Source organism: Streptomyces marincola (assembly GCF_020410765.1).
GTDB classification, from domain to species: domain Bacteria; phylum Actinomycetota; class Actinomycetes; order Streptomycetales; family Streptomycetaceae; genus Streptomyces; species Streptomyces marincola.
In genome coordinates this window covers 4,491,748-4,516,855 of record NZ_CP084541.1, presented here as the reverse complement: position 1 = coordinate 4,516,855, position 25,108 = coordinate 4,491,748, and the positions used below count along the sequence as shown (strand labels likewise).

Here is a 25,108-nt window from a genome sequence, read left to right as displayed (position 1 = left end):
AATCGTCAGCCGTCATCACCGGGGCGCGGCGCGTGGGCCGCGGCCCGCCCCCTGAACCTGCGCCGCCCGCGCCCCTCGTCCTCGGGCGCGTCGGCGAGCGCGACCACCTCGTCGTGCGGGCCGCCCCGGCCCGCGACCACGGGCGCCGCGGAGCCCGCGGCCTTCGCCCGGTACTGCGCGGCGTCCGCGAGCCGGAAGAGGCGGCGCGCGGACCGCGGGGCCCCGATCGCCTCGCCCGTCGACGCCACCCCGCAGGCCACCCCCTCGCCGAGCCCGAGGCCGAGCGCGCGGCGGCAGATCTCGCGCGCCGCGCGTTCCACCTCGCCCGCGCCGGCCCCGACCGCGAGCAGGCAGAACTCGTCCCCGCCGAGCCGGGCCGCCAACGCCCCAGGCACCTCGGCGCCGCACACCGAGAGCACCGCGCCGAACCGTTCGAGCAGCCGGTCGCCCGCCGCGTGCCCGTAGGTGTCGTTGACGCGCTTCAGGCCGTTGATGTCGCAGACCACCAGGCTCACGGGAACGCCGCTCACGTGGTGCTCCTCAAGCGCCTCTTCCAGGCGTATGTCCACCGCGCGGCGGTTCGCGAGGCCGGTGAGCGGATCGGTGAACGCCAGCCGGCGCGCCTCGGCGAGCCGCTCGTACTGGACCACCCCGGCCGCGATGACCGCGGCGAGCACCGAGGCGAACTCCGCGTCCGCGCGCCCGAACACCGCCGCGTCCGCGGCCCGCTCGACGTACAGCTCGCCCCACGCCCGCCCGTGCAGCACGATCGGCGCGACCACGCACGAGCCGCGCCCGCGGCGGCGCAGCGCGGCGGCGCGGCGCCCGCCGCCCGATCCGGCCGCCGACTCCACCCGGGCCCCGGCGCCGCCGCGGGCCCACTCCGCGTGCGGCGCCTCGGTCATCTCGGGGAAGTCGCGCACGGGATACGACTCGTCCGCGGGGAACTCCTCCTCGCCCTCGGCCGGCTCCCCGGTGTTGACCAGGACCCGCAGCCTGCCCCGTTCCCGCTCCCACACCGAGACGGCCGCGAACGCCCCGTCCAGCGCCGCCCTCGCCCCCACGGCCGCGGCCCGCGCCGCCTCGGGCAGCCCGTGGGCCGCCGCCATGCCCTGCGCCAGTTCGACGACGGCCCGCAGCCGGCTCTCGTCACCCATACGCCCCAGGCTAGGAGCGTTCCACATGCTTTGGGGCCTTCAACTACTCCCTGCCCCTTTCGTACGAGCGCGCAGCGCCGCCTCACGGCGCGCGGGAGCGGCGCGCGGCGCCGGGCGGCGTTCCGGCGCCGACACCGGGCGCGGGGTGGGCCGCCAGGGCCTACTCCCCCGGCCAGTCGGGCGCGCGCTTCTCGTTGAACGCCGCGACGCCCTCGGCCCGGTCGGGTGAGAACGCGACGGTCCGCCACGCGGCGTCCTCCACGTCGAGCCCGGCCGCAAGGCCCAGCCCCCACCCGGTGCGCAGCGCGCGCTTGGCCGCGCGCAGGCCGACCGGCGAGTTCCGCGCGATGCGCGCCGCCAGGTCGAGGGCGGCCTGCCGGGCCCCGCCCTCCTCGGTCAGCTCGTCCACGAGCCCGAGCCGCCGCGCCTCCTCGGCCGGAACGCGCCGCCCCGTGAAGACCAACTCCGCCGCCCGGGCCGCGCCGACCCGCCGGGGCAGCAGCTGCGTGCCGCCGCCGCCGGGGATCACCCCGACGGTCACCTCGGGCAGCGCGACCACGGCCGTGGGGTCGGCGACGATCACGTCGCAGGACAGCGCGAGCTCGAACCCGCCGCCCAGCGCGAAGCCGTGCACCGCGGCGACCGCGGGCACGGGCAGGTCGAGCACGGCCGTGAACGCGCCCCGCAGCGCCGTGCGGTGCCGGCCGAACTCGGCGTCGCTCAGCCCGTCGCGCTCCTTGAGATCGGCGCCCGCGCAGAACGCCCGCTCGTGCGTCGACGACAGCACCGCCGCGCGCACCGAACGGTCGGCCGCGACATCGGCGCAGGCCGCCGTCAGGCGCCGGGCCAGCTCGGTCGACAGGGCGTTCATCGCCCGCGGCCGGTCGAGCACCACTTCCGCGACGTGACCGTCGCGCCGGACCTCGATCCATTCTCCGTACCGGCGAGTCTCCATGGCGCGCCAGACTACCTACCCCCGCCGGGTCAGCAACCAGGGTTCCACGATGCCGAGGCCGCGCACCGGGCGCTGGTACAGCGGCTGGAGCGCGAACCGGTACGCGGCGGCCCGGCCCCCGTCGCTGTCGGCCGCCTTCTCCGAGTGCGGCGCGAGCCCGGCCGCGGTCAGCTCCTCGCGCATGGCGCCGTCCACGAGCACCATGTCCTTCGGCGCTATCGACGTCAGGCGGCTCGCCAGGTTCACCGTGTTCCCGAAGACGTCGCCCATGCGGGTCGTGACCGTGCCGAAGGCGATGCCGACCCGCAGCTCCGGCATCATCGGGTCGTCCCCCAGCGTCTCCACGAGCCGCAGCCCGATGTCGGCCGCGGTGCCCGGGTCGTCCACCGCGAACAGCACCTCGTCCCCCAGGGTCTTGATCAGCCGCCCGCCCCGCGCGGCCACCTGGTCGGCCGCCGTCGTCTCGAACGCCTCGACCAGCTCCCCCAGCTGCTCCTCCTCAAGGCGCCTGGTCAGGCGCGTGAACCCGACGAGGTCGGCGAAGCCGACGGCGAGCCTGCGGTCGACCATCTCGGCGTCGTCCTGCGCCTGCACGACACGACCGCTCGCCGCGGCCAGCTGGCGCCGCCACACGTAGATCAGGAACTCTTCGAGCTCCGGCAGCAGCAGCTCCACCAGCGGATAGGTGACCTCGCTGCGGGTCATGCCGGGTTCCGGCGGCTCGGTCAGCCCTTCGAGGAAGGAGTCGATCTGCCAGTCCGCGAGCCTGGCCGTCGTCTGCCCGGTGGAACGCGCCACCTGGATCGCCATCGACTCGCTCAGCAGGCCCGCCTCGACCAGGCCGGCGAGCCGCCGCAGGGCCAGCACGTCCGACTCGGTCAGCGCCTTGGCCGGCCCGATGTCGGGGAAGCCCATCGCGCGCCAGAAGCGGGACGCGAGGTCCATCGGGACGCCCGCGGCCCTGGCCGCCTGGAACGGCGTGTACTGCCGCCGCGCGCCGAGGATCAGCTCCTCGATGCGCAGCGCGATGTTCTCGGCGTCGTCCGCGTCCGCGGCGTGCTCGGCCTGCTCGGCGCCGTCGGAACGCTCGGCTCCGGCGGCGCCCCCGGCGCCCGCCGCGGGGGCGGATGTGTCCGGATCACCCTCTGCCACGGCCACCCGTCCTCACGAAGGGCGTTCCCCCGCCGTGCGCCGCCCTGCCGCGCCGCTCAGCCGTGCCCATCACGCGGGGCCCTGCCCGCGGACTTCGCCGCCCGGGTCCCTGGGCAGGAGGAATCGCTCGTTCATGAGGCCCAACCCTACGGCAGGTGTGCCCTAAGTCACGTCGGCCGAAGATGAATGATGTCGGCCGCCGCCACCTCGTGCCTGCCGCCGTCGTCGCCCTCGATGACCAGCCTGCCCTCCGCGTCGAGCGCCGCCGCGACGCCCCGCAGCTCCCCGCCGCCCGGCAGCTCGGCCCGTACCCGCCGGCCCAGCGTCGAGCAGCCGGCGGCGTAGGCGTCGAGCAGGCCGGAGGCCACCGGGTCGCCGCCGGCCTCCGTCCACCGCGCGTACCAGTCGGCGAGCGAGCGGAGCACCGCGCGCAGCAGCGGGTCGCGGTCGGTCGAGACGGCCCCGGCGAGCAGCAGGGATCCGGCCGCGGGCACGGGCAGCTCCTCGGCGCGCAGCGACACGTTGAGACCGATGCCGAGCACCACCGCGCCGTCCGCGGCCCGCTCGGCGAGGATGCCGCCGAGCTTGCGCTCCTCGCCGCCGACGGCCACCAGCACGTCGTTCGGCCACTTCAACGACGTGTCGACGCCCGCGGCCCTGGCCAGCGCGGTGGCCGCGGCGACGCCCGCGAGCAGCGGCAGCCAGCCGACGCGCTCGTCCGGCACGGCGGGCGCGGGCCGCAGCAGCACGGAGAAGAACAGCCCGGAGCGCGGCGGCGCGCTCCAGGCGCGGTCAAGACGCCCGCGCCCGCTGTGCTGCTCCTCGGCGATCAGCACGGTGCCGGGCCGCGCGTCGCCGGCGCGGGCCGCGGCGGCGAGGTCGGCGTTCGTCGAGCCGGTGCGCGGGGTGACGTCCAGGCGCGTCCACGGGCCGCCGGGACCGGCCAGGGCCTGCCGCAGGGCGCGTTCGCGCAGCGGCGGGCGGTCGAGGTCGGACCAGGGACTCGGCGATGCGGTCATGCGGCCAGCCTACGGGTGCGGCCGTCGCCGGGCCCCGCGCCGGCCGGCGGTGCGACGCGCCCCGGAACGCCGGAACGCCGGAACGCCGCGGCGCCTCGGCCGGCCTCCCCGCCGCCGGCCGCGGGACTGTCGTACCCGGCCCGTACGTTGGCCCCATGGCCCAGTTCACCGATTTCAACCTCAAACTGCTGGTCGTCGAGCGGCTCATGTACCACGACGGGACCCTGGCCCCCGCGTTCCACCTGGGGGCGCACCTCGTCGAGCAGGGCCTCGTCGAGGACGACGGCGACCCCGCGTACACGTACACCGAGGAGAACGGCCTCGCCCACCAGGTGGTCCCCGCCGCCCGGGACTACTTCACGGCCCTGGAGATCAGCCCGGAACTGCTGGCCACCGTGGAGGAGCTGCTGTTCGAGGGCGGTCTCCGGGTCTACTTCCACTGCTCTCCGATCTGGGACGGCGAGGACGACCTCTACGACGTCCGCTCCCTCGACGACCTGCCGCTCCTGCCCAACCTCAAGCGCATCAGAGGTGCCGAGTTCTGGCCCCGGGAGCTCCAGAAGACCCTGCGGGAGCGGGGGATAGCGACGGGCCGCTAGGCGGGGCCCGGGAGTCGTTCCGCCGGCGCCGTCGCGACGGGACGGCCCCGATGGGCGGGGTACTAGCCTACGGGTCAGTAGCCGCCGACGACATGGAGGAGCCGCCGCCGTGGCCGAGAACATCCACACCACCGCCGGCAAGATCGCCGATCTCGGCCGCCGGATGACCGAGGCCGTGCACGCGGGCTCGGCACGGGCCGTGGAGAAGCAGCACGCCAGGGGCAAGCTGACGGCGCGTGAGCGCGTCGCGCTGCTGTTGGACGAGGGGTCCTTCACCGAACTCGACGAGTTCGCCAGGCACCGCGCGACAGGGTTCGGCATCGAGCGCAACCGGCCCTACGGGGACGGCGTGGTGACGGGCTACGGCACCGTGGACGGCCGCCCGGTGGCGGTCTACTCGCAGGACTTCACCGTGTTCGGCGGCTCGCTCGGCGAGGTGTACGGCGAGAAGATCGTGAAGGTCATGGACTTCGCGATGAAGACCGGCTGCCCCGTGATCGGCATCAACGACGGGGGCGGCGCGCGCATCCAGGAGGGCGTGACGGCCCTCGGTCTCTTCGCGGAGATCTTCCGGCGCAACGTGCACGCGTCCGGCGTGGTGCCGCAGATCTCGGTGATCACCGGGCCGTGCGCGGGCGGCGCGGTCTACTCACCGGCGATCACCGACTTCACCGTCATGGTCGACCAGACCTCACACATGTTCATCACGGGCCCCGACGTGATCAAGACCGTCACGGGCGAGGACGTCGGCTTCGAGGAACTCGGCGGTGCGCGCACGCACAACACGCTCTCGGGTGTCGCGCACCACATGGCGGCGGACGAGAAGGAGGCGTTCGACTACGTCAAGACGCTGCTCTCCTACCTGCCGTCGAACAACCTGTCCGACCCGCCCGCCTACCCGCAGGACGCCGAGCTGGCCGAGTCGCCCCTGGACGCGGAGCTCGACGGCCTGATCCCCGACTCCGCGAACCAGCCGTACGACATGCACGAGGTGATCGAACACGTGCTGGACGACCGGGAGTTCCTGGAGACCCAGCCGCTGTTCGCGCCCAACGTCATCACCGGCTTCGGCCGGGTCGAGGGCCACCCGGTGGGCGTGGTGGCCAACCAGCCGCTCCAGTTCGCGGGCTGCCTCGACATCAACGCCTCGGAGAAGGCGGCCAGGTTCGTGCGGACCTGCGACGCGTTCAACCTGCCGGTGCTCACCTTCGTCGACGTACCGGGCTTCCTGCCGGGCACCGACCAGGAGTACAACGGCATCATCAGGCGCGGGGCGAAGCTGATCTACGCGTACGCGGAGGCGACGGTGCCGCTGATCACGGTGATCACGCGGAAGGCGTTCGGCGGCGCGTACGACGTGATGGGCTCCAAGCACCTGGGCGCCGACCTCAACCTGGCCTGGCCGACGGCGCAGATCGCCGTCATGGGGGCGCAGGGCGCGGTCAACATCCTGCACCGGCGCACGCTCGCGGCGCTCGAATCGGACGAGGAGCGCGAGGCGACGCGCGCCCGGCTGACCGAGGAGTACGAGGACGCGCTGCTCAACCCGTACGCCGCGGCGGAACGCGGCTACGTGGACGCGGTCATCAAGCCGGCCCAGACCCGGGCCTACGTGGTGCGGGGACTGCGCGCGCTGCGGACCAAGCGCGAGCAGCTGCCGCCGAAGAAGCACGGCAACATCCCGCTGTGAGCCGGCCGGTGGGCCGTGCGGACGGCGGCGGGAAGGCGTGGGGCGCCGGTGGCGCCTGTGACTTCGGCGCCAGGGGTATCAGGGGTGCCAGAAGTATCAGGGGTGCCAGGGGTATCAGGGGTGCCAGGGGTATCAGGGGTGCCAGGGGTATCAGGGATGCCGGCGGTGGCGACAGGGAGAGCGGGAGGACGTTGTGGTGATCAGGGTGCTGCGGGGCAATCCGACGCCCGAGGAACTGGCCGCCGCCATCGCCGTGGTGCAGGCCAGGGCAGCCGCGGCGGCGGCTGCCGCCGCCGGGGCCGGGTCGGAGCGGGCGCCGCGCGGCGCCTGGTCCGACCCGGCGCGGAACGTGCCGCGAGCGCCGCGCGCGCCCGGCCCGCGCGCCTGGCGCACCAGCTACTGGCCGGCCTGAGCCCGGGCGCACCCGCCGGGGCGCGCCGGCCTGAGCCCGGACCCACCCGCCGGGGCGCGCCGGCCGCTCCCGGCCGCCCGCGAGCGGCCTGGCCCCGGCCGGGAGGGGCCGGGAAATGAGTACTTGTACTCAGGCGCGGCTGGGCGCCGCCCGGCACCCTGGCCCCATGCGGTGGTCCGACATGCGGAACACGCGGGAGGCTCCCGACGAGGAGACCCGCGCCGCGCTGGCCATGCTGCCCCGGCTCGGCTGGGTGGTCGCGGCGGCCATGGGGCTCGCCCTCCTGCTCCTCACCAGGTGACGCGCGGGGCCCGTTACCCTGGCGCCCATGAGTCACGCCTCGCCCTCCGCCGCGCCCGCCCGGCGGCTGATCCTGGCCTCCCAATCGCCCGCGCGGCTCGGCCTGCTGCGGCAGGCCGGGCTCGCGCCCGAGGTGATCGTCAGCGGCGTCGACGAGGACGCGCTGACGGCGCCCACGCCCGCGGAACTGGCGCGTGTCCTGGCCGAGGCCAAGGCCGCGGCGGTCGCCGCACGCGCCGAGGCCGCCAGCGCCCTGGTGGTCGGCTGCGACTCCGTGCTCGAACTCGACGGGCGGGCGTTCGGCAAGCCGGCCGACGCGGAAGAGGCCGTCGCGCGCTGGAAGTCGATGCGCGGCCGGGCGGGCGTGCTGCACACCGGGCAGTGCGTGATCGACACGTCGGACGGCGCCCTCGCCTCGGAGACCGCGTCGACGACTGTCAGGTTCGGCACGCCGTCCGACGCGGAGATCGCCGCCTACGTGGCCTCAGGGGAACCGCTGCGCGTCGCCGGGGCGTTCACCCTCGACGGCAGGTCGGCGCCGTTCGTCGACGGCATCGAGGGGAGCGCGGGCACCGTCATCGGCCTGTCCCTCCCCCTGCTGCGCACCCTGCTGGCCCGGGTCGGGACCGGCATCACCGACCTCTGGGCCTGATCTCCCGCCGGGCGGCCCCGCGGCCCGCGCGCCGCCGCCGGGCGGGGCAGCGCCGGGCGGCGGGTACAGCGTCAGGGTCAGCATGATCAGCGTGAAGACCGCCATCAGCACGGTGAACGCCGCCCAGCCGACGAGTCCCACGGCCGGTGCCGCGAGCACCGCGTGCAGCACGGCCGCGGCGGCGAGCGCCGCGCGCGCGAGCCGGCGCGGAGGGCTGTCGCGCACCGCCGCGCGCGACAGCAGCACGGCGCAGAGGAGCAGGAACGCCGCGAGCCCCGCGCCCGCGACCCACGCGCCGGCGCGGATGACGGAGGGCGAGACCCCGCCCAGAGACATCTGCTGGCGGTCGGCCGCCAGCCCGAGCACCCAGTGCGTCAGCCCGAGTGCGACCGCGCCGCATGCCACCGCGACCGCCGCCACCGCGGCCACGCTTCGTCTGCCCCGGTTCACGCCGCGCACGTTACTGCTGGGTAACGCCGGCGGCAACCCCACCGGAAGCCTGCTCGGACACGGAGCAAAGAATCTTTGACTCACTTGTCCGCTTCCTACAACGGCCTCCGGCGCAGCCTGTGTCAGGCCACCGGAGGCGGAAGAGGCGCGCGCACGTCTAAGGTTGAGCGCAGCGAGCTGCGTACCTTGGGACAGCACGGCAATCGGACGGGGAAACGACCACGGTTCACCGTCCGTGTGGGCAAGGTCACCCCTGAGGGCGACTCGTTGCGGGGTGTCGCCAGTACATAAACTCGCCCTGTTCCAAGGAGGGAGCCATCGTGCGCAAGGTGCTCATCGCCAACCGCGGCGAAATCGCCGTCAGGGTCGCCCGGGCCTGCCGGGACGCCGGCATCGCCAGTGTGGCCGTCTACGCCGAGCCCGACCGGGACGCCGTGCACACGCGCGCGACCGACGAGGCTTTCGCGCTGGGGGGCGAGACCCCCGCCACCAGCTATCTGGACATCGACAAGGTGCTGAAGGCCGCCGCGGACTCCGGCGCCGACGCGATCCACCCGGGATACGGATTCCTCTCGGAGAACGCGGAGTTCGCGCAGGCCGTGCTCGACGCGGGGCTGACCTGGATCGGTCCGCCCCCGTCCGCGATCCGCTCGCTCGGCGACAAGGTCGCCGCGCGCCACATCGCGCAGCGCGCCGGCGCACCCCTGGTCGCCGGGACCACCGACCCCGTCGCCGGCGCCGACGAGGTCGTCGCGTTCGCCCGCGAACACGGCCTCCCCGTGGCCATCAAGGCCGCCTTCGGCGGCGGCGGGCGCGGCCTGAAGGTCGCGCGGACCCTGGAGGAGATCCCCGAGCTGTACGACTCCGCGGTCCGCGAGGCCCAGGCGGCGTTCGGCCGCGGCGAGTGCTTCGTCGAGCGCTACCTCGACCGCCCGCGGCACGTCGAGACCCAGTGCCTGGCCGACAGCCACGGCAACGTCGTCGTGGTCTCCACCCGCGACTGCTCGCTCCAGCGGCGCCACCAGAAGCTCGTCGAGGAGGCGCCGGCGCCCTACCTGAGCGCCGGGCAGAACGCCGAGCTGTACGCGGCCTCGAAGGCGATCCTCAAGGAGGCCGGCTACGTCGGGGCGGGCACGTGCGAGTTCCTCGTCGGGCAGGACGGCACGATCTCCTTCCTTGAGGTCAACACCCGGCTCCAGGTCGAGCACCCGGTGACGGAGGAGATCAGCGGCATCGACCTGGTCAGGGAGCAGCTGCGCATCGCCAGGGGCGAGGAGATCGGGTACGGCGACCCGGAGCTGCGCGGGCACTCGATCGAGTTCCGCATCAACGGCGAGGACCCCGGGCGCAACTTCCTGCCGGCCCCCGGCACGGTCACGACGTTCGCGCCCCCGCACGGCCCCGGCGTGCGCGTGGACGCGGGAGTCGAGTCCGGCTCGGTGATCGGCCCCGCCTGGGACTCGCTGCTCGCCAAGCTGATCGTCACGGGCGCGGACCGCAAGCAGGCGCTGGAGCGGGCGGCGCGCGCGCTGGCCGAGTTCCGCGTCGAGGGCATGGCCACCGCGCTGCCCTTCCATCGCGCGGTGGTGCGCGACCCGGCGTTCGCGCCGGAGCTCGACAGCGCCAGGCACGGCAAGGACGAGCCGTTCAGCGTCCACACGCGGTGGATCGAGACGGAGTTCGTGTCGTCGATCCCGCCGTTCGACGCCACCGAGGGAGCGGACGGCGAGGGCGGCAGCGTCCGCGAGACCGTCGTCGTCGAGGTGGCGGGCAAGCGGCTTGAGGTCTCGCTGCCCGCGACGCTGGCGATGCCGCTGGCCCGCGCGGCCGTCGCGGGGGGCGCGCGGCCCGCCCGGCGCAAGCCGACCAAGCGCGCCGGCGCCGGCGCGACCGGGGACACGCTCGCCTCGCCGATGCAGGGGACCATCGTGAAGGTCGCCGTCGAGGAGGGGCAGCAGGTCGAGGAGGGCGATCTGATCATCGTCCTGGAGGCGATGAAGATGGAGCAGCCCATCAACGCGCACCGCTCCGGCACCGTCGTGAACCTCGGGGCGGACGTCGGCGGCTCGCTGTCCTCCGGCGCCGCCATCTGCGACATCAAGGACTGAACCCGCGGCGCACCCGTGAACGGTCCGGCTCTGCCCCCGTCGGGGCGGAGCCGCCGGCGGCCGAGCCCGTCCGGGCGGTGACCGGCCCGCCCGGACGACGCCCCGCCGGCGGCGACCGGCCTGGCGCCGTTCCGCCGATGAGCACGTGACGGCGCGCGCCGTCACGTGCGGTGCGCCGCGAGGCGGAGTGTCGCGGCCCTGGCGCCGGGGCGTGTGGCGGCACCCGCGTCGCGCGCCCGGCGGGCCGGGCAGGCCCCGGGGGACACGGCCGAGGGCCTGCCCTGAAGGCGCGCCCTCCGTCCGCGGGGCGTGCTCCGCGGCGTCCGGTGCGTGCGATCGCACGGCGGAGCGTCGGCCTCGTACTGCCTGTACTCGGGCGATCGACGACAACGCGGCGAGCGCGCGCCCCAGGCGTCGCGGAGCAGGCGGGACGTTCCGCACGCCCTAGCGGCGGCGGGTCGGCGTCAGGTCGGAGATCCGTTGACCGAGCGGCGCGGAGGCCGTGAGTCCCGAGTGCCCGCCGCCCCGCGGGGCGGGCAGGGGCAGATCGCGCCGCGCCCCGTCCGGGCCGCGGTCACCCCGTTCACCCCTCTCGTTCCGCTCACCCCTTTCGTTTCGTTCGACCCGTTCCTGCGCCCCCGCCTTTCCGCCCTGGGCTCCCGGCTGGCCCGCCGTGGCCACCGAGATGCGCACGCCCTGATCGGCCAGGGCCTCAAGCTCCGCTTCCGCCCGTTCGCCCTCGGGAGGCGGCTGATCGGTCACGAGATGCGTGATCAGGTCGGTCGGCACGGTCTGGAAGGCCGTCTCGGCGCCGAGCTTGGTGTGGTCGGCCAGCACCACGATCTCGGCCGCCGCACGCACCAGGGCGCGGTCCACGCTCGCGGCGAGCATGTTGGACGTGGACAGGCCGCGGTCGGCCGTGAGCCCCGAGCCCGAGAGGAACGCCCGGCTGACGCGCAGCCCGACGAGCGACTGCTCCGCACCGCTGCCGACCAGCGCGTAGTTCGAACCGCGAAGAGTTCCTCCTGTCATCACCACTTCGACGCGGTTGGCGTGCGCCAGGGCCTGCGCCACGAGCAGGGAGTTCGTGACGACGGTCAGCCCGGGCACCCGGGCGAGCCTGCGGGCCAGTTCCTGGGTCGTGGTGCCCGCGCCCACCACGATGGCCTCGCCCTCCCTGACCAGCCCCGCCGCGTACTCCGCGATGGCGGCCTTCTCGGCCGTCGCCGCCATGGCGCGCTGGGGAAAGCCCGACTCCCGGGTGAACCCCCCGGGCAGGACCGCACCACCGTGTCTGCGGTCCACCAGTCCTTCTGCCTCCAAGGCGCGTACGTCGCGCCGCACGGTCACTTCCGAGGTCTGGACAACGCGGGCGAGCTCCCGGAGCGACACGGCTCCGTTGGCTCGCACCATTTCGAGAATCATCTGACGACGTTCTGCAGCGAACACGGAACCGACAGTAACCCCAACGACCATCTTGTTTCAGCCGGTTGCGAGGAATTACCGAAGTTGACTATGCGTACGCCCCCGGCGTGCTATATGCCAGGGGCGCATTCCCGTGATACCAGTGACGACCAGTGCCTACTGTTCCCCGGCGAGTTTCCGGGTATGGAGCTGCCTGGCCGCCTCGGCGATCGACCCGGACAGAGACGGGTACACAGTGAACGCTTTTGCGATCTGTTCCACCGTCAGACTGTTGTCAACAGCGATCGATATGGGATGAATCAGTTCACTGGCCCGCGGCGCGACCACCACGCCCCCGACGACGATCCCGGTGCCCGGGCGGGCGAACAGCTTGACGAAGCCGTCCCGCACGCCCTGCATCTTCGCGCGCGGGTTGCGCAGCAGCGGCAGCTTCACCACCCGTGCGTCGATCCGGCCGTCGTCCACGTCCGACTGGCTGTACCCGACGGTGGCGATCTCGGGATCGGTGAAGATGTTCCCGGAGACCGTGCCCAGGTCGAGCGGCGCCACCGCGTCGCCCAGGAAGTGGTACATCGCGATCCGGCCCTGCATGGCCGCCACCGAGGCCAGCGCGAGCACACCCGTGCAGTCACCCGCCGCGTAGACCCCTGGGACCGTCGTCCGCGAGACCTTGTCCGTCCAGATGTGCCCCGAGTCCCGCAGCTTGACCCCGGCCTCCTCAAGGCCGATGCCCCCGGTGTTCGGCACCGCCCCCACCGCCATCAGGCAGTGGGTGCCGGAGACGACGCGCCCGTCGGTCAGCGTGATCCGCACCCGGTCGCCCTCGCGTTCGACGGCCGAGGCACGCGAGCGGGCCATCACGTTCATCCCGCGGCGCCGGAACACGTCCTCAAGGACGGCCGCCGCGTCCGGGTCCTCGCCCGGCAGCACCCGGTCCCGCGAGGAGACGAGCGTGACCCGGGACCCGAGCGCCTGGTAGGCCCCGGCGAACTCCGCGCCGGTCACCCCCGAGCCCACCACCACGAGTTCCTTGGGCAGCTCCTTGAGGTCGTAGACCTGCGTCCAGTTCAGGATGCGCTCGCCGTCGGGGCGCGCGTCGGGCAGCTCGCGCGGCTGCCCGCCGGTCGCGATCAGCACGCAGTCCGCCGCCAGCTCGTGCTCCTCCCCGTCGGCGCCCGCGACGGAGACCCGGCGCGAGCCGTCGGCCTCCGGGTTCGGCAGCAGCCGGCCGTACCCCCGCAGGACGCGCGCGCCGGCGCGCGTGACGGACGAGGTGATGTCGTGCGACTGGGCGAGCGCCAAGCGCTTGACGCGCCGGTTCACCTTGCCCAGGTCGACACCGATGCCGCGCACCGTGTCGCCGATCCCGTCACCGTCATGGTCGATCTCGATCCCCAGCTCCTCACGCGAGGAGTCGAAACCGGTCATCACCTCGGCCGTCGCGATCAGGGTTTTGGAGGGTACGCAGTCGGTGAGCACCGAGGCACCACCGAGGCCGTCGCAATCCACGACGGTCACCTCCGCGCCGAGCTGGGCGGCCACCAGTGCCGCCTCGTAGCCGCCGGGTCCGCCACCAATGATCACGATGCGAGTCACCTTTCCAGTGTCTCGTACGACTCGTCCGTTCTCGCCCCGGGGGCCCCGGCGGGCCGGTTCTGCCTGCCGCTCCCGTCGCTCCCGTACGCTCAGGGTCATGTCGCTCTACGCCGCTTACGCCGGGAACCTCGACCCGCGGTTGATGGCCCGTCGCGCACCGCACTCACCTCTGCGTGGCACCGGCTGGATCACCGGCTGGCGGCTCACCTTCGGGGGTGAGGAGATGGGCTGGGAGGGGGCGCTGGCCACCATCGTCGAGAACGACGGCGCGCCGCCCGGCTCCGACGTGTTCGTCGCGCTGTACGACATCGCCCCGATGGACGAGGACGCGATGGACCGGTGGGAGGGCGTGGGCCTGGGCATCTACCGGCGCGCCCGCGTCCAGGTGCAGACCCTGGACGGCACGACACCCGCCTGGGTCTACGTGCTGAACGCCTACGAGGGCGGCCTGCCCTCGGCCCGCTACCTCGGCGAGATCGCCGACGCGGCCGAGGCCGCGGGGGCCCCGCACGACTACGCCATGGAGCTGCGCAAGCGCCCCTGCTAGCGAGGGCGGGGCAACGGCGGTGCGGCCCGTCACCCGCCCGTTTCCCGCGACCGGAACCCGGCGGTGGGGCGCTGTCGGCGGCACGTTTCGTCTACGCGCGTAGGCAGGAACCGGTTAGGCTCAGCGCGTGAACGCTTCTGATATCGAGGACTCGGCGGACGCCGCCGCCGCGCGGGTCCGGGAGTTGACCGGCGTGGCCACGCACGATGTCGCCCTGGTCATGGGTTCCGGGTGGGTCCCGGCCGCCGACGCGCTGGGGGAACCGCGGCACGAGTTCCGCGTGACCGAACTGCCCGGTTTCCCCCCGCCGGCGGTCGAGGGCCACGCGGGCACGCTCCGTTCGCACCGGATCGGGGACAAGCACGTCCTGGTCTTCCTCGGGCGCACCCATTACTACGAGGGGCGCGGCGTGGCCGCGGTCGCGCACGGCGTCCGCACGGCCGTGGCCGCCGGCTGCAAGACGATCGTGCTGACCAACGGCTGCGGCGGGCTGCGCGAGGGCATGCGCCCCGGTCAGCCGGTCCTGATCAGCGACCACATCAACCTGACGGCCGCCTCCCCCATCCGGGGTGCCAACTTCGTCGACCTGACGGACCTGTACTCGCCCCGCCTGCGCGCGCTGTGCCAGGAGATCGACCCGACCCTCGAAGAGGGCGTCTACGTGCAGTTCCCCGGGCCGCACTACGAAACGCCGGCGGAGATCCGCATGGTGCGGGCCATCGGCGGCGACCTCGTCGGCATGTCGACGGTGCTCGAAGCCATCGCCGCCCGGGAGGCGGGCGCCGAGGTGCTCGGCATCTCGCTGGTGACCAACCTCGCGGCCGGTCTCACGGGCGAGCCGCTGAGCCACGACGAGGTCCTTCGCGCCGGCCGGGAGTCGGCCACCCGCATGGGTACGCTCCTGGCACGCCTGCTCGACCGCATCTGACCCGCGCCGGCCGGCACCGCGCGCAGGCCGCGCGTAGCGGCGCGGGTTGGCGACGGCGCGCCGGGGGAACCCGCGGCGCGCCCCCGTCCGCCCTCCGGCGACGGGCCCGACCACCCCTCCGACACAGGAACGGATACAGCGAGAAGCGATGGCGAACGAGCTGATCACGCGAGCCCGTGCCTGGCTCGCCGAGGACCCCGACCCCGACACGCGCGCGGAGCTGGCCGCTCTCCTGTCCGCCGCCGAGGCCGGGGACCGGGACGCGGGAGCGGACCTGGCCGACCGCTTCTCCGGAACGCTCCAGTTCGGCACCGCGGGGCTGCGCGGCGAGATGGGCGCCGGGCCGTTGCGCATGAACCGGGCCGTCGTCATCCGCGCCGCCGCGGGCCTCGCCGCCTATCTGCGCGCGAACGCGACGACGGGCGCCGGCGCGCACGCGGCTCGGGACGGGGAGCGCCTGCGCGCCCCCCTGGTCGTCATCGGCTACGACGCCCGCCACAAGAGCGCGGCGTTCGCCCGTGACACCGCCGCCGTGGTCACCGGCGCCGGTCTGCGCGCCGCGCTGCTGCCGCGCCCGCTGCCGACCCCGGTCCTCGCCTTCGCCGTCCTCCACCTCGGTGCGGCGGCCGGCGTGGCGGTCACGGCGAGCCACAACCCGCCGCGCGACAACGGCTACAAGGTCTACCTCGGCGACGGCAGCCAGATCGTGCCGCCCGCCGACTCGGCCATCGCGGACGCGATCGCCGCCGTCGGCCCCCTGGCCACGGTGCCCCGGCCCGACGAGGGCTGGGAGACGCTGGGCGAGGAGATCGTGGAGGCGTACCTGACCCGGACGGCGGCGGCGCTGGCCCCCGGCTCGCCCCGGTCCGCCGCGGTCGTGCACACGCCCCTGCACGGGGTCGGCGGCGCCGTGCTTGAGGCCGCGTTCGCGCGCGCCGGGTTCCCGCGGCCGGTCGCGGTACCGGAACAGGCCGAGCCCGACCCCGACTTCCCGACCGTCGCCTTCCCCAACCCGGAGGAGCCGGGCGCGATGGACCTGGCCCTGGAGAAGGCCCGCGCCGCCGTGCCGCAACCCGACCTGGTCATCGCGAACGACCCGGATGCCGACCGCTGCGCCGTCGGCATCCCCGACCAAGGGGCGCGCGGCGGGTGGCGCATGCTCCGGGGCGACGAGCTCGGGGCGCTCCTCGCGCACCACTTGGTGCGCCGGGGCGTGCGCGGCACGCTCGCCGCGTCGATCGTGTCGTCCTCACTGATCGCACGGGTCGCGACGGCCGCCGGCCTGCCGTTCCGCGAGACCCTGACCGGCTTCAAGTGGCTCTCCCGCGTGCCGGACCTCGGCTTCGCCTACGAGGAGGCGCTGGGCTACTGCGTCGACCCCGCGGGAGTGCGCGACAAGGACGGCATCACGGCGGCGCTGTGCGCCGCCGAACTCGCCTCCGTGCTCAAGGCCGAGGGACGCACCCCCGCCGACCTGCTCGACGAGCTGGCGCTCGCCCACGGCCTGCACGCCACCGACCAGCTCTCGGTGCGCGTCGCGGACCTGTCACTGATCGAGGAGGCCATGCGCGGGCTGCGGGCCCGGCCGCCGCGCGCGCTGGCCGGGCTGGCGGTCGAGAGCGCCGAGGACCTGGCGGACGGCGGCGCCGGCCTGCCGCCGACCGACGGGCTGCGCTACCGGCTGGCCGGAACGGGCGAGGTGTCGGCGGCCCGCGTCGTCGTGCGCCCCAGCGGCACGGAACCGAAGCTGAAGGCGTACCTGGAGGTGGTGCTGCCCGTGGCCGACCGGTCCGCGCTGCCCGCCGCCAGGTCGGCCGCCGAGGAGCTGCTGCGCCGGATGAGGACCGACCTGGCCGACGCCATGGGCCTGGCGCAGCCCGCCGGCTGAGGCGGCACGGCTCCGCACCCCCGCACCGTCCCCGCGAGAGTGCGGAGCCGTGTCGACAAGACCGCCCGCGCCCAGGCAGCATCGCCCGCATGACACCTCCCGCCTCTCCCGCGTCGTCCACCTCTCCCACCTCCCCCGCGTCGTCCGCCGGATCCGGTTCACGGCTCGCCGCGGGCCAGTCGGCCGCGGCCGTCGGAGCCGCGGCGGGCGCAGGACAGCCGGGCGGCGGCGACCCGCTCGCCGCACAGCGCACGGAACGGGCCCTGCGCTGCGCCACCACCGCCGCGCGACGCCTTGGCCTGCGCCCCGGTGAGCCCCGGGTCCTGCACGACATCTTCAACGTGCTCGTGCACCTCCATCCCGAGCCGGTCGTGGTACGAGTGCCGTCCCTGACCCTCCTGCCACCGGAGGAGCAGGCGGCACAGCAGCGCAGGGAACTCGCCGTCACCGGCTGGCTCGCCGACACCGGCGCCCCGGTCGTCCGCCCCAGCCCCCTCGTGCCGCGCGAACCGGTCGCCTGCGAGGACGCGTCCCTGACGTTCTGGGAGTTCGTCGTGGAGACCGACCGGCTGTCCCTCGCCGACATCGCGGCGGCCGATCCGCAGCGGCTGGCCGACCGGTTCACCGAGCAGAACGGCTGGGCCGCGGAACTGCACCGGCTGCTCGCCGGCTTCCCCGGCGCCGCCGACCTGCCCGTACTGACTCCCCTGGTCCCCGGGATCGGCCGGCTGCTCGACCGGCTGAAGCGCGATCCTGTGCTGCTCACGACGGCCGACCTCGACCGGGCCGAGCGGGAGTACGCCGGTCTCGAAGCCCTGGTGGCCGCTCCGGCGGCGTACTTCCCCGGGGTGCGGCTCCAGGCGCTGCACGGCGACTCACCCGGGTACAACGTGCTGCGGACCGCGAACGGCCACCTCTTCAGCGACTTCGAGGACACGGCACTCGGCCCCGTGGAATGGGACCTCACCATGCTCGACGACGCGGCGCTGGAGTCCTACGAGAACGCCGCCGGCGTGCGCCTGGACCGCGCCCTCCTGGACGTGCTCGACGGGGCTCGCATGCTCCAGGCGGTGAGTTCCCTCGCGGTCACGTCCCGCATGCCCCAGCTGCGGGACATGCTGGCCCCGGCCGTGGAGCAGTGGCGCGCCCGGCCGCCCCTCGCCCTCCCGGGCACGTGAGGCAGAGGCGTTCCTCCCGCTGCACGAGGCGCATGGCCGGGCCGCCGCGGTTGTTAGCCTGAGCGCCATGAGCCAGCGGCCACGGCACGCGCCGGACCCCGCACGCCGCCGCGAGACCTCCCGGCGCGCCATCCTCACGGCCACGTTCGAACTGGCCGGCGAGGTCGGCTACTCCGGGCTCAGCATCGAGGGCATCGCGGCGCGGGCGGGCGTCGGCAAGCAGACGATCTACCGCTGGTGGCCGTCGAAGGGGGCAGTCCTCCTCGACGCCCTCATGCTCGCCCTCCAGGACGAGACGCCGCGGGACGGCGCCGCCCCGCAGGCCGCCCCGCAGGACGGTGCCGCCCCGCAGGACGACGCCGCGCTACCGGACACGGGCGACCTCAGGGCCGACCTGAAGACGGTGCTGCGCGCGACGGTGGCGGAGCTGAACGACCCGCGTTTCGACGGCCCCCTGCGCGCCCTCGCCGTCGAGATGCTGAACGACCCCGTTCTGGCCTCCCGGTACGCCGAACACGTCGAGGAACCCATGCGCCGGATGAAGACCGCGCGGCTGCGCAGCGCGCAGCGCGCCGGCGAGCTGCCGCAGGACGCCGACCTCGGCCTGGCGGTGGAGCTGCTGTGGGGAACGCTGCGCGCGGCGTGGCTCGAACGCCACCGCCCGCTCACCCCCGCGTACGCCGACCTGATCGTGGACACGGTGCTCGACGGCTTGCGCGCCGGCGCTCGCCGGTAGCGCCGGAGCGCCGTCCGCGGAGCGGCGCGCGAGCTGATGTCCCGACAGTTCGACCGAGCCCACGGCCTTCGGTGTCGCGAGCCGCTGCGCCCTGATCGGCCTGGCCGAGGCCGACGGGCTGGACGCCTTGGACGGCCACATCGAGGCACAGATCCACGGGTCAGTCCTCGTGCCGGCCGTCGTCGTCGCGCGGGGAGGTGAGTTGGGAGGCCGTTGCGGCGATGTCACCGATGTCCGAGCCGCCGTAGGCGGCCGGGCCGACATCGCGCAGGTTCTCGGACCGGCACGGTGTCCTGGAACATCAGCTGCTGCATCGCACCTCCCGCTCAAGGAGGGCCCGGAACGTGCGCGGGGGCCGGCCGGTGAGGCGCTGGACGGTGTCGGTGATGCGGTCCTCCGCTCCCTCGGCGATGGCACGGTCCGCGCCGGCCAGCATCGCGGCGAACTCCACCGGCATCTGTGCGGTGAGGCGATCACGCATCTGCTCGTAGGACAGACGGCGGTGGACCACGGAACGACCGGTGATCTCGGTGAGAATCGCCGCGATGTCGTCGTGGCCGAGTGCCTCGGGCCCGGTGAGGACGAGATCGGTACGGGGGGCTTGCTCGTCGAGCAGAGCGCGGACGGCGACGGCCGCGATGTCCTCGGCGTCGACGAAGCCGATCCGGCCGCTTCCCGTGGCGGTCCGGATGATGCCCTCGTCGCGGATGCTGCGGGCGTGCGCGTGCGTGCCGGTGAAGTTCTGCATGAACCACGAGGGCCGCAGTACCGCCCACTGTTCGAACAGGTCCGGCAGGGCCTGGTGCACCGTTCCCACCACCGGGCCACCCTCGGGGATGGCCGATGAGCTCAGCAGCACCGCGCGGTGCACGCCGGCCATGCGGGCCTGATGGAGGAACGGAAGCATGGTCACCGCGGCGTCGGAGTCGCCCACGGGCGGTATGAGGTAGACGCGGTCGACGCCGTCGAGGGCAGCCGCGTGGGTGGCGGGGTCGTACCAGTCGAAGGGAACCGGCTCGGCGCCGGCGACCGGGGTGGCCCGGCGGCTGGCGGCTTTGACGCGGTGCCCCGCGGCCGTCAGCTGTGCGACGGTGCGGCTTCCGGTGGTGCCGGTGGCGCCGATGACCAGCGTGGTGCCGGCGGTGGTCATCGGCTGCTCCCGGTGAAATCGGCGCCGGGCCCATGGGCGGCGAGGGGGTTCCAGTAGTCGCGGCCTGAGGTGATGCGTCCGTCTCGAACGGTCACGACGACGATGTAGGTCATGTCGAAGGGAGCGCCGCTCTCCACCAGGCGGCCGACGCCGCGCATCTCGACCACGATGGTCTGTGGATCGGTGGTCTGGTGGATCCGCAGGTCGGGGAAGTCGTGCAGGTCGATGTGGTCGGGGTAGTGGCGCATGTAGGCGGCGATGGCCTCTTTGCCCTCCAGACGCCGGGGCCAGCCGTCGGGGGCGAAGGGGAACTCCATGAGCCCGTCCTCGGCCCACAGGGCGACCCACGCGGGAATGTCCTTGTCGAGCAGGAGTCGCAGGCTGTGGCGGTACAGATCCGCCGGCGAGGTCGGTGCGGACATGGGTATCCTCCCGTCATAGAATGCGGACCTTGGGTCCGCTTCAATGATATGGACCGCGGGTCCGTTTTGCCAAGGGGAGGAGCGGCATGCCTGAACGCCAGTCGTCCCGCAGGGACGCCATCCGCAACCGGGAGGCCGTGCTCGCGGCTGCCGACGCCCTCTTCGCCCGCCGCGAAAGTCCCGAGGACGTCACCATGGCCGACGTCGCGGCTGCGGCCGGCGTCGGCAAGGGCACCCTCTTCCGGGCCTTCGGCGATCGCGCCGGGCTGCTCCGCGCGCTGTACGAGGCACGGCTCGAACCGATCAGGCAGGCCATCGAGAGCGGCCCACCACCCCTGGGGCCCTCGACCCCACCGCGGGATCGCGTACTCGCCCTGCTCGACGCCGCCCTGTGCTTCAAGCTCGACAACCGGCGCCTGGCAGTGGCCCTGGAGGAAGGCGGGAGCAGCAGCCCGTACCGGGCGGAACACTACGAGCGGTGGCACAGCCTGCTCCGGGCCGTACTGGAGCAGATCCCCGGCCTGACCGACAGCGACTTCACCGCCCACGCCCTGCTCGCCGCCACACGAGCCGACCTCGTCGAGCACCTGGCCGGAGAAGAGCACGTTCCGCGGGAAAGACTGCGGCCGCAACTGGCGAACTTTGTCACCAGAGTCCTGGCCTCCGGCCCACCGCAAGGGGCGACCACCGAGGAGTGATCGAGGAACGGGCGAGTCCTTGGTCAGCGCGGCCTCTCGCAGACGCCCCTTGGCTGCTCATGCGTTCCGGCCCGGACGCACTGATCGGGTCAGCGGCTCACCGGGCGCCAGCGGGTCAGCGGGTCAGCGGGTCAGCGGGTCAGCGGGTCAGCGGGTCAGCCAGAGGATCACCAGGCCGACCGCGCCCACAGCCAGCGGAGCGAGGATCTCGTAGCTCCAACGCACCGAGACCGCGCCGCTGTCCGTCTTCTCCTCACCATGCCGCTCGGCCAGCTGCCGCAACTCGGCCACCGCGGCGTCGCCGGGCGCGACCTTGGGCCCCGGGTCATGTGAAGGGCCTGCGGCGGCGCCACCGAGCCCGAACAGCCCGCCGCGGCTCGGCCGCCCGGACGCCGCCTGGTCGTTGTGCCGGGTGGCCTTGGAACGGGCGCGCATCGACACGGGGATCGCCCACATCTGATACTTCGCGCCCCCCGCGAGCAGCTCCGTCGAATAGCCGGCGCGGACGGAATCCACCGCTCCCCAGGGAGCGGTGATGGTCCGGAACGGGTTCCGCACACGCACCCGCTCGTCCGACGCGAACACGGCCGGACGCAGAGTGAAGGCGACAACCAGTGGGGCGACGAACAGCAGGGTCGCCGCCGCCGTGACCGGCGTCCGCTCCTCGCCGCGCAGGATGGCGTCCCCGCCCAGCCACCCCGCGAGCCCGAGAAGCAGCACCCCCGCCGCGATCGCGGAACCGGAGCGGTAGATGCGGTCGGCGTACTTCTGGTCCTCACTCATGCTTCCGATTCTGCCGGAACCTCCTTTCCGTCCGCGCGCCCCACTACCCGTGCCCTGCGGCCGGGGCCTCGGCGGAGTCGTACAGCAACGCCCCGTCCGCTCCGTACCCCTTGATCACCGGCGACTCCTCCCCTACCGCCTCCCCCATACCGGCCACGGCGAAGTAGCCGGCCTCCACGACCGCCTCCTCACGCGCTCCCGCGTACTCCACGGTCACCCGCGCCACCTCCGGATCGACCGCACCGAAATGCGCCCACCGGAAGGGCGTCGTCCACGAGCCCGGCGCCGGCCGGTAATGCCGTCGCGCCCCGGGCTCGGGCCGCACCGGCGGCCCTGACTCCTCGGCCCGGCCGGTGGCGATCTGCCGGCCGACCACCCCGGCCCCCTCGTCCCGCTCACCGCAGACGAGCTGGACGTGCGGCTGCGCGGCCGGATCGTCGCTGACCGCGAGCACCTGGCGTATGGGCTCGTGGCCTCTGTTGTCGTCGCCCTGCGAGACCCAGGCCAGGAGGATGCGCAGGTCTGCGATCTCCACCGGGGGCGGCTCGAAGTGCCCCTCCTCCTCCCAGTCCTCCAGACAGCGTGCCAGCGTGCGGCCGGCCTGCTCCGCCGTGATGCCGTCCAGCAATTGCCGCGCCGGCTCGGACGGCCCCTTGGGCCGCTCCGCGGTCGCCCCCGCGTCCGCGGTGCCCGCCGTGCCGGACGCGGGCACCGACGGCGGCGCCGGTGAGGACGTCCGGGCCTCGGTGCTCGCGCCACTCTCGCCCGGCCAGCCGAGCTGCGCGCCGACCATCATGCAGGGCACCGCGACCAGCACCGCCGCCCCCGCGCCGAGCAGCGTCCGGCCGCGCCGGCGCGCGGACCTGCCCTGCCGGACGATGGCCTCGTACGGCGCCTCCGACGGCGTCGTGCCCGCCGCCCGCTCGGCCAGTATCCGTCTCAGCTCCGACTCGACCACGGTGTCGTCGCTGTCTTCTCCCCCTCCTCCCGCGCCGCGTTCCGGGCGCTGCCCGCCGGCACGGCGCCGGCCCGCCCCGTGATGCCCCATGCGGGCATCACGTCCGGCCCCCTCGGGGGGCGTGCCTCCGTCGTCCACCACGTGCCTCCGCTTCTGTCATTCGTCACTCGTCCCCACACCCGCCGATCAGCGGCGCCCCTGCCACCCGGCGCTGCACCGCGCGGCCCGGAGCGCCCAAGGCTCAGGCGGCCCCGCGAACGCTCCCACGGCCCAGTTGGCCGCTCCTCCTCTCCGGGCGCCCCCGCCCCGGGAGGCATCCGCCCACCCGGTCGGCCGGGCACCGGAAGACCCGCACGGCAGCTCCCGCCCCGGAAGGCGCGGCCCGGGTGAGGCGTCCGCCCCCGCCGCCCGTGCGCAAGGCGCGCCGCACGGCCGTTCGCACCCCGCCGGTGGCGCACCTCCGCGAGAGGTCCGCCGCCCCGGCCCGGCCGCCGCGTCCCCCTCGGGCGGGAACAGCCGGGTCCCGGTCATGGCGGCCCGAAGGCCGCCGGCACAGGGCTGCGTCCCAGAACAGCCCTGAGCTTGCACAACGCCTTCGACGCCTGGCTCTTGACCGTGCCCACCGAGCATCCCAGTGTCCGCGCCACCTCCGACTCGGACAGGTCCTCCCAGTAGCGCAGGATCACCACGGTCCGCTGCCGCTTCGGCAACCCGGCCAGAGCTGCCGCCAGCATCTCCCGCTCGTCCGCACGCGCCATGTCGTCCGTGGCGGCCACCGAGTCCGGCGGCATGTCCGTCAGGTGCTCGGGCACCCGGCGTTTACGAAACCGGTCCTTGTGACAGCTGACGAGGATGCGGCGCACGTAGGCGTCCGGGTTGTCACTGCGCTGCACGCGTGGCCAGGACCGGTACGCCTTGGCGAGCGCGGTCTGCGCCACATCCTCCGCCAGATGCCGGTCTCCCGTGAGCAGGTACGCGGTGCGCACCAGCGCGGGCCACCGGCTGCGCACGAACGCATGAAAGGTCTCCTCGGGCGCCCCGGAGCCCGAGGGAACCACCGCCGCGTCCCGGTCTCCGCGTCCCGCCCCCGCCGGCAACCGGTCGCCACGCCCCGGGCCCGCTCCTCCCGGCGGCCCGGCCCCCGGGTCGTCGGGCGTGCCCGCGCACATCCTCGCGGACGTGCGAACGTCCGTTTCCGAGCCGTCGGTCTCCATGCGGCACCCCCTCACCCTCCCGACCACCGTTGTGCCGGATATGGTTGCCCGTCGCGGAGCGGGACTTTGCCACTCGTCCCGGTGACAGGCGACTACGCGCGTAGATATGCTGATCTGGTGAGCATGCCTTCCACAGCACCGGCGCTGCCGCTGGCGGACGTGACCGTGTCCGACGCCGCCCTGCGCCGTTTCCTGCACGGCCTGCCCGGAGTGGACGCGGTGGGGCTTGAGGCCCGCGCCGCCGCCCTGGGGACCCGTTCGATCAAGACCACCGCCAAGTCGTACGCGATCGACCTGGCCATTTCCATGATCGACCTGACCACCCTCGAAGGCGCGGACACGCCGGGGAAGGTGCGGTCGCTGTGCGCGAAGGGCGCCGCCCCCGACCCCTCGGACCGTTCCGCCCCGGCCGTCGCCGCCATCTGCGTCTACCCGGACCTGGTGCGCGAGGCCAAGGCCGCGTTGCGGGGCACGGGCATCGCGGTCGCCTCGGTCGCGACCGCGTTCCCGGCCGGGCGTGCCGCCCGTTCCGTGAAGCTCGCCGACACGCGCGAGGCCGTCGCGGCGGGCGCCGACGAGGTGGACATGGTGATCGACCGGGGCGCGTTCCTCGCCGGCCGCTACCTCCAGGTGTTCGAGGAGATCAACGCCGTCAAGGCGGCCTGCGGCGACGCGCACCTGAAGGTGATCCTGGAGAACGGCGAGCTGGCGGCCTACGACACGATCCGCCGCGCCTCCTGGCTCGCGATGCTCGCGGGCGCCGACTTCATCAAGACATCGACCGGCAAGGTCGCGGTCAACGCCACCCCCGCCAACACCCTGCTGATGCTGGAGGCGGTCCGCGACTTCCGGGCCGCCACAGGGCGCCAGGTCGGGGTCAAGCCGGCCGGCGGCATCCGCACCACCAAGGACGCGGTGAAGTACCTGGTGCTGGTCAACGAGACGGCGGGCGACGACTGGCTCGACCCCGCATGGTTCAGGTTCGGCGCGTCGAGCCTGCTCAACGACCTGCTGATGCAGCGGCAGAAGCTGCGCACCGGTCGCTACTCCGGCCCCGACTACGTAACGGTGGACTGAAGGCCATGACCGCG

General features: G+C 74.1%; 25 protein-coding genes and 1 pseudogene. 15 read left to right on the top strand and 11 right to left on the bottom strand.

The features are described from left to right. Nucleotides 1–5: 5 nt before the first annotated feature. The 4 genes from LC193_RS19920 to LC193_RS19905 all read right to left on the bottom strand — a co-directional run bounded on the left by LC193_RS19920 (nt 6) and on the right by LC193_RS19905 (nt 4,283). Nucleotides 6–1,157 (bottom strand): GGDEF domain-containing protein, encoded by a 1,152-nt coding sequence (locus LC193_RS19920; protein ID WP_226076064.1) that lies wholly within the window; start codon nt 1,155–1,157, stop codon nt 6–8. Nucleotides 1,158–1,317: 160 nt separating this feature from the next. After that, a complete protein-coding gene (locus LC193_RS19915; RefSeq protein WP_226076062.1) occupies nt 1,318–2,112 on the bottom strand; it encodes an enoyl-CoA hydratase/isomerase family protein in 795 nt (264 codons plus the stop codon). A 15-nt stretch (nt 2,113–2,127) separates the two neighbouring features. Then, the gene (locus LC193_RS19910) at nt 2,128–3,264 is read right to left on the bottom strand and encodes an adenylate/guanylate cyclase domain-containing protein (protein ID WP_404819447.1); all 1,137 of its coding nucleotides are present in this window, start codon (nt 3,262–3,264) and stop codon (nt 2,128–2,130) included. A 167-nt stretch (nt 3,265–3,431) separates the two neighbouring features. Then, nucleotides 3,432–4,283, bottom strand: coding sequence for a biotin--[acetyl-CoA-carboxylase] ligase (locus LC193_RS19905; protein WP_226076061.1), 852 nt, complete (start codon nt 4,281–4,283; stop codon nt 3,432–3,434). 155 nt (nt 4,284–4,438) lie between these two features. On the opposite strand from LC193_RS19905, the gene LC193_RS19900 reads away from it, so the two are divergent. The 7 genes from LC193_RS19900 (at nt 4,439) to LC193_RS19875 (ending at nt 10,494) form a co-directional block, all read left to right on the top strand. Next, a complete protein-coding gene (locus tag LC193_RS19900) occupies nt 4,439–4,882 on the top strand; it encodes a DUF6892 domain-containing protein (protein WP_226076060.1) in 444 nt (147 codons plus the stop codon). A gap of 109 nt (nt 4,883–4,991) precedes the next feature. Then, complete coding sequence (locus LC193_RS19895) at nt 4,992–6,572, top strand: acyl-CoA carboxylase subunit beta (protein WP_226076059.1); 1,581 nt, start codon at nt 4,992–4,994, stop codon at nt 6,570–6,572. 196 nt (nt 6,573–6,768) lie between these two features. Then, the gene (locus LC193_RS19890; protein ID WP_226078773.1) at nt 6,769–6,984 is read left to right on the top strand and encodes an acyl-CoA carboxylase epsilon subunit; all 216 of its coding nucleotides are present in this window, start codon (nt 6,769–6,771) and stop codon (nt 6,982–6,984) included. Between the two features lie 166 nt (nt 6,985–7,150). Then, nucleotides 7,151–7,285, top strand: a complete 135-nt coding sequence (mmpB, locus tag LC193_RS29010) for a morphogenic membrane protein MmpB (RefSeq protein ID WP_255308025.1) — start codon at nt 7,151–7,153, stop codon at nt 7,283–7,285. 27 nt (nt 7,286–7,312) lie between these two features. Then, a complete protein-coding gene (locus LC193_RS19885) occupies nt 7,313–7,936 on the top strand; it encodes a Maf family protein (RefSeq protein ID WP_226076058.1) in 624 nt (207 codons plus the stop codon). 91 nt (nt 7,937–8,027) lie between these two features. Beyond that, nucleotides 8,028–8,465, top strand: a complete 438-nt coding sequence (locus tag LC193_RS19880; protein ID WP_226076057.1) for a hypothetical protein — start codon at nt 8,028–8,030, stop codon at nt 8,463–8,465. Between the two features lie 241 nt (nt 8,466–8,706). Further along, the gene (locus tag LC193_RS19875; RefSeq protein ID WP_226076055.1) at nt 8,707–10,494 is read left to right on the top strand and encodes an ATP-binding protein; all 1,788 of its coding nucleotides are present in this window, start codon (nt 8,707–8,709) and stop codon (nt 10,492–10,494) included. Nucleotides 10,495–10,938: 444 nt separating this feature from the next. Here the strand turns inward: LC193_RS19875 and LC193_RS19870 are convergent, their stop codons facing one another. Together LC193_RS19870 and LC193_RS19865 are read right to left on the bottom strand one after the other, a co-directional pair. Next, a complete protein-coding gene (locus tag LC193_RS19870) occupies nt 10,939–11,907 on the bottom strand; it encodes a DeoR/GlpR family DNA-binding transcription regulator (RefSeq protein ID WP_404819446.1) in 969 nt (322 codons plus the stop codon). A 168-nt stretch (nt 11,908–12,075) separates the two neighbouring features. Then, entirely contained in the window at nt 12,076–13,515 is a 1,440-nt protein-coding gene (locus LC193_RS19865; RefSeq protein ID WP_226076049.1) for an NAD(P)H-quinone dehydrogenase, read from the bottom strand. Nucleotides 13,516–13,612: 97 nt separating this feature from the next. Between LC193_RS19865 and LC193_RS19860 the strand changes: the two genes are divergently transcribed. From LC193_RS19860 to LC193_RS19835, 6 genes and pseudogenes are all read left to right on the top strand, one after another. Then, complete coding sequence (locus tag LC193_RS19860) at nt 13,613–14,062, top strand: gamma-glutamylcyclotransferase (RefSeq protein ID WP_226076046.1); 450 nt, start codon at nt 13,613–13,615, stop codon at nt 14,060–14,062. 127 nt (nt 14,063–14,189) lie between these two features. Continuing rightward, on the top strand, nt 14,190–14,990 hold the full coding sequence (locus LC193_RS19855) for a purine-nucleoside phosphorylase (protein WP_226076043.1): 801 nt from the start codon (nt 14,190–14,192) through the stop codon (nt 14,988–14,990). 148 nt (nt 14,991–15,138) lie between these two features. Continuing rightward, nucleotides 15,139–16,878, top strand: coding sequence for a phospho-sugar mutase (locus LC193_RS19850; RefSeq protein WP_226076040.1), 1,740 nt, complete (start codon nt 15,139–15,141; stop codon nt 16,876–16,878). 89 nt (nt 16,879–16,967) lie between these two features. Continuing rightward, on the top strand, nt 16,968–18,056 hold the full coding sequence (locus tag LC193_RS19845; protein ID WP_226076037.1) for a phosphotransferase: 1,089 nt from the start codon (nt 16,968–16,970) through the stop codon (nt 18,054–18,056). Nucleotides 18,057–18,123: 67 nt separating this feature from the next. Next, nucleotides 18,124–18,792 carry a TetR/AcrR family transcriptional regulator gene (locus tag LC193_RS19840; protein WP_226076035.1) on the top strand — a complete coding sequence of 223 codons (669 nt, stop codon included), beginning with the start codon at nt 18,124–18,126 and terminating at the stop codon, nt 18,790–18,792. 40 nt (nt 18,793–18,832) lie between these two features. Further along, nucleotides 18,833–18,958 (top strand): annotated as a pseudogene (locus tag LC193_RS19835) (DUF3626 domain-containing protein); the annotation flags it as partial. A gap of 135 nt (nt 18,959–19,093) precedes the next feature. Here the strand turns inward: LC193_RS19835 and LC193_RS19830 are convergent. Both LC193_RS19830 and LC193_RS19825 read right to left on the bottom strand, forming a co-directional pair. After that, the gene (locus LC193_RS19830) at nt 19,094–19,942 is read right to left on the bottom strand and encodes an NAD(P)H-binding protein (RefSeq protein WP_226076034.1); all 849 of its coding nucleotides are present in this window, start codon (nt 19,940–19,942) and stop codon (nt 19,094–19,096) included. Further along, nucleotides 19,939–20,364 carry a nuclear transport factor 2 family protein gene (locus tag LC193_RS19825; protein WP_226076033.1) on the bottom strand — a complete coding sequence of 142 codons (426 nt, stop codon included), beginning with the start codon at nt 20,362–20,364 and terminating at the stop codon, nt 19,939–19,941. Before LC193_RS19825 ends, LC193_RS19830 begins: the two co-directional genes overlap by 4 nt. Before the next feature lie 86 nt (nt 20,365–20,450). Here LC193_RS19825 and LC193_RS19820 point away from each other — a divergent pair, with 86 nt between their 5' ends. Further along, nucleotides 20,451–21,062 carry a TetR/AcrR family transcriptional regulator gene (locus LC193_RS19820; protein ID WP_226076032.1) on the top strand — a complete coding sequence of 204 codons (612 nt, stop codon included), beginning with the start codon at nt 20,451–20,453 and terminating at the stop codon, nt 21,060–21,062. A 147-nt stretch (nt 21,063–21,209) separates the two neighbouring features. Here the strand turns inward: LC193_RS19820 and LC193_RS19815 are convergent, their stop codons facing one another. The 3 genes from LC193_RS19815 to LC193_RS19805 all read right to left on the bottom strand — a co-directional run bounded on the left by LC193_RS19815 (nt 21,210) and on the right by LC193_RS19805 (nt 23,861). Further along, nucleotides 21,210–21,845: a PH domain-containing protein gene (locus tag LC193_RS19815; RefSeq protein ID WP_226076031.1), complete on the bottom strand. Its 636-nt coding sequence runs from the start codon at nt 21,843–21,845 to the stop codon at nt 21,210–21,212. A gap of 43 nt (nt 21,846–21,888) precedes the next feature. Next, nucleotides 21,889–22,893, bottom strand: a complete 1,005-nt coding sequence (locus tag LC193_RS19810) for a hypothetical protein (RefSeq protein ID WP_226076030.1) — start codon at nt 22,891–22,893, stop codon at nt 21,889–21,891. A gap of 437 nt (nt 22,894–23,330) precedes the next feature. Further along, nucleotides 23,331–23,861 (bottom strand): SigE family RNA polymerase sigma factor, encoded by a 531-nt coding sequence (locus LC193_RS19805; RefSeq protein WP_226078771.1) that lies wholly within the window; start codon nt 23,859–23,861, stop codon nt 23,331–23,333. A 279-nt stretch (nt 23,862–24,140) separates the two neighbouring features. Here LC193_RS19805 and deoC point away from each other — a divergent pair, with 279 nt between their 5' ends. Continuing rightward, a complete protein-coding gene (gene deoC, locus LC193_RS19795) occupies nt 24,141–25,094 on the top strand; it encodes a deoxyribose-phosphate aldolase (RefSeq protein WP_226078764.1) in 954 nt (317 codons plus the stop codon). Nucleotides 25,095–25,108: the final 14 nt, after the last annotated feature.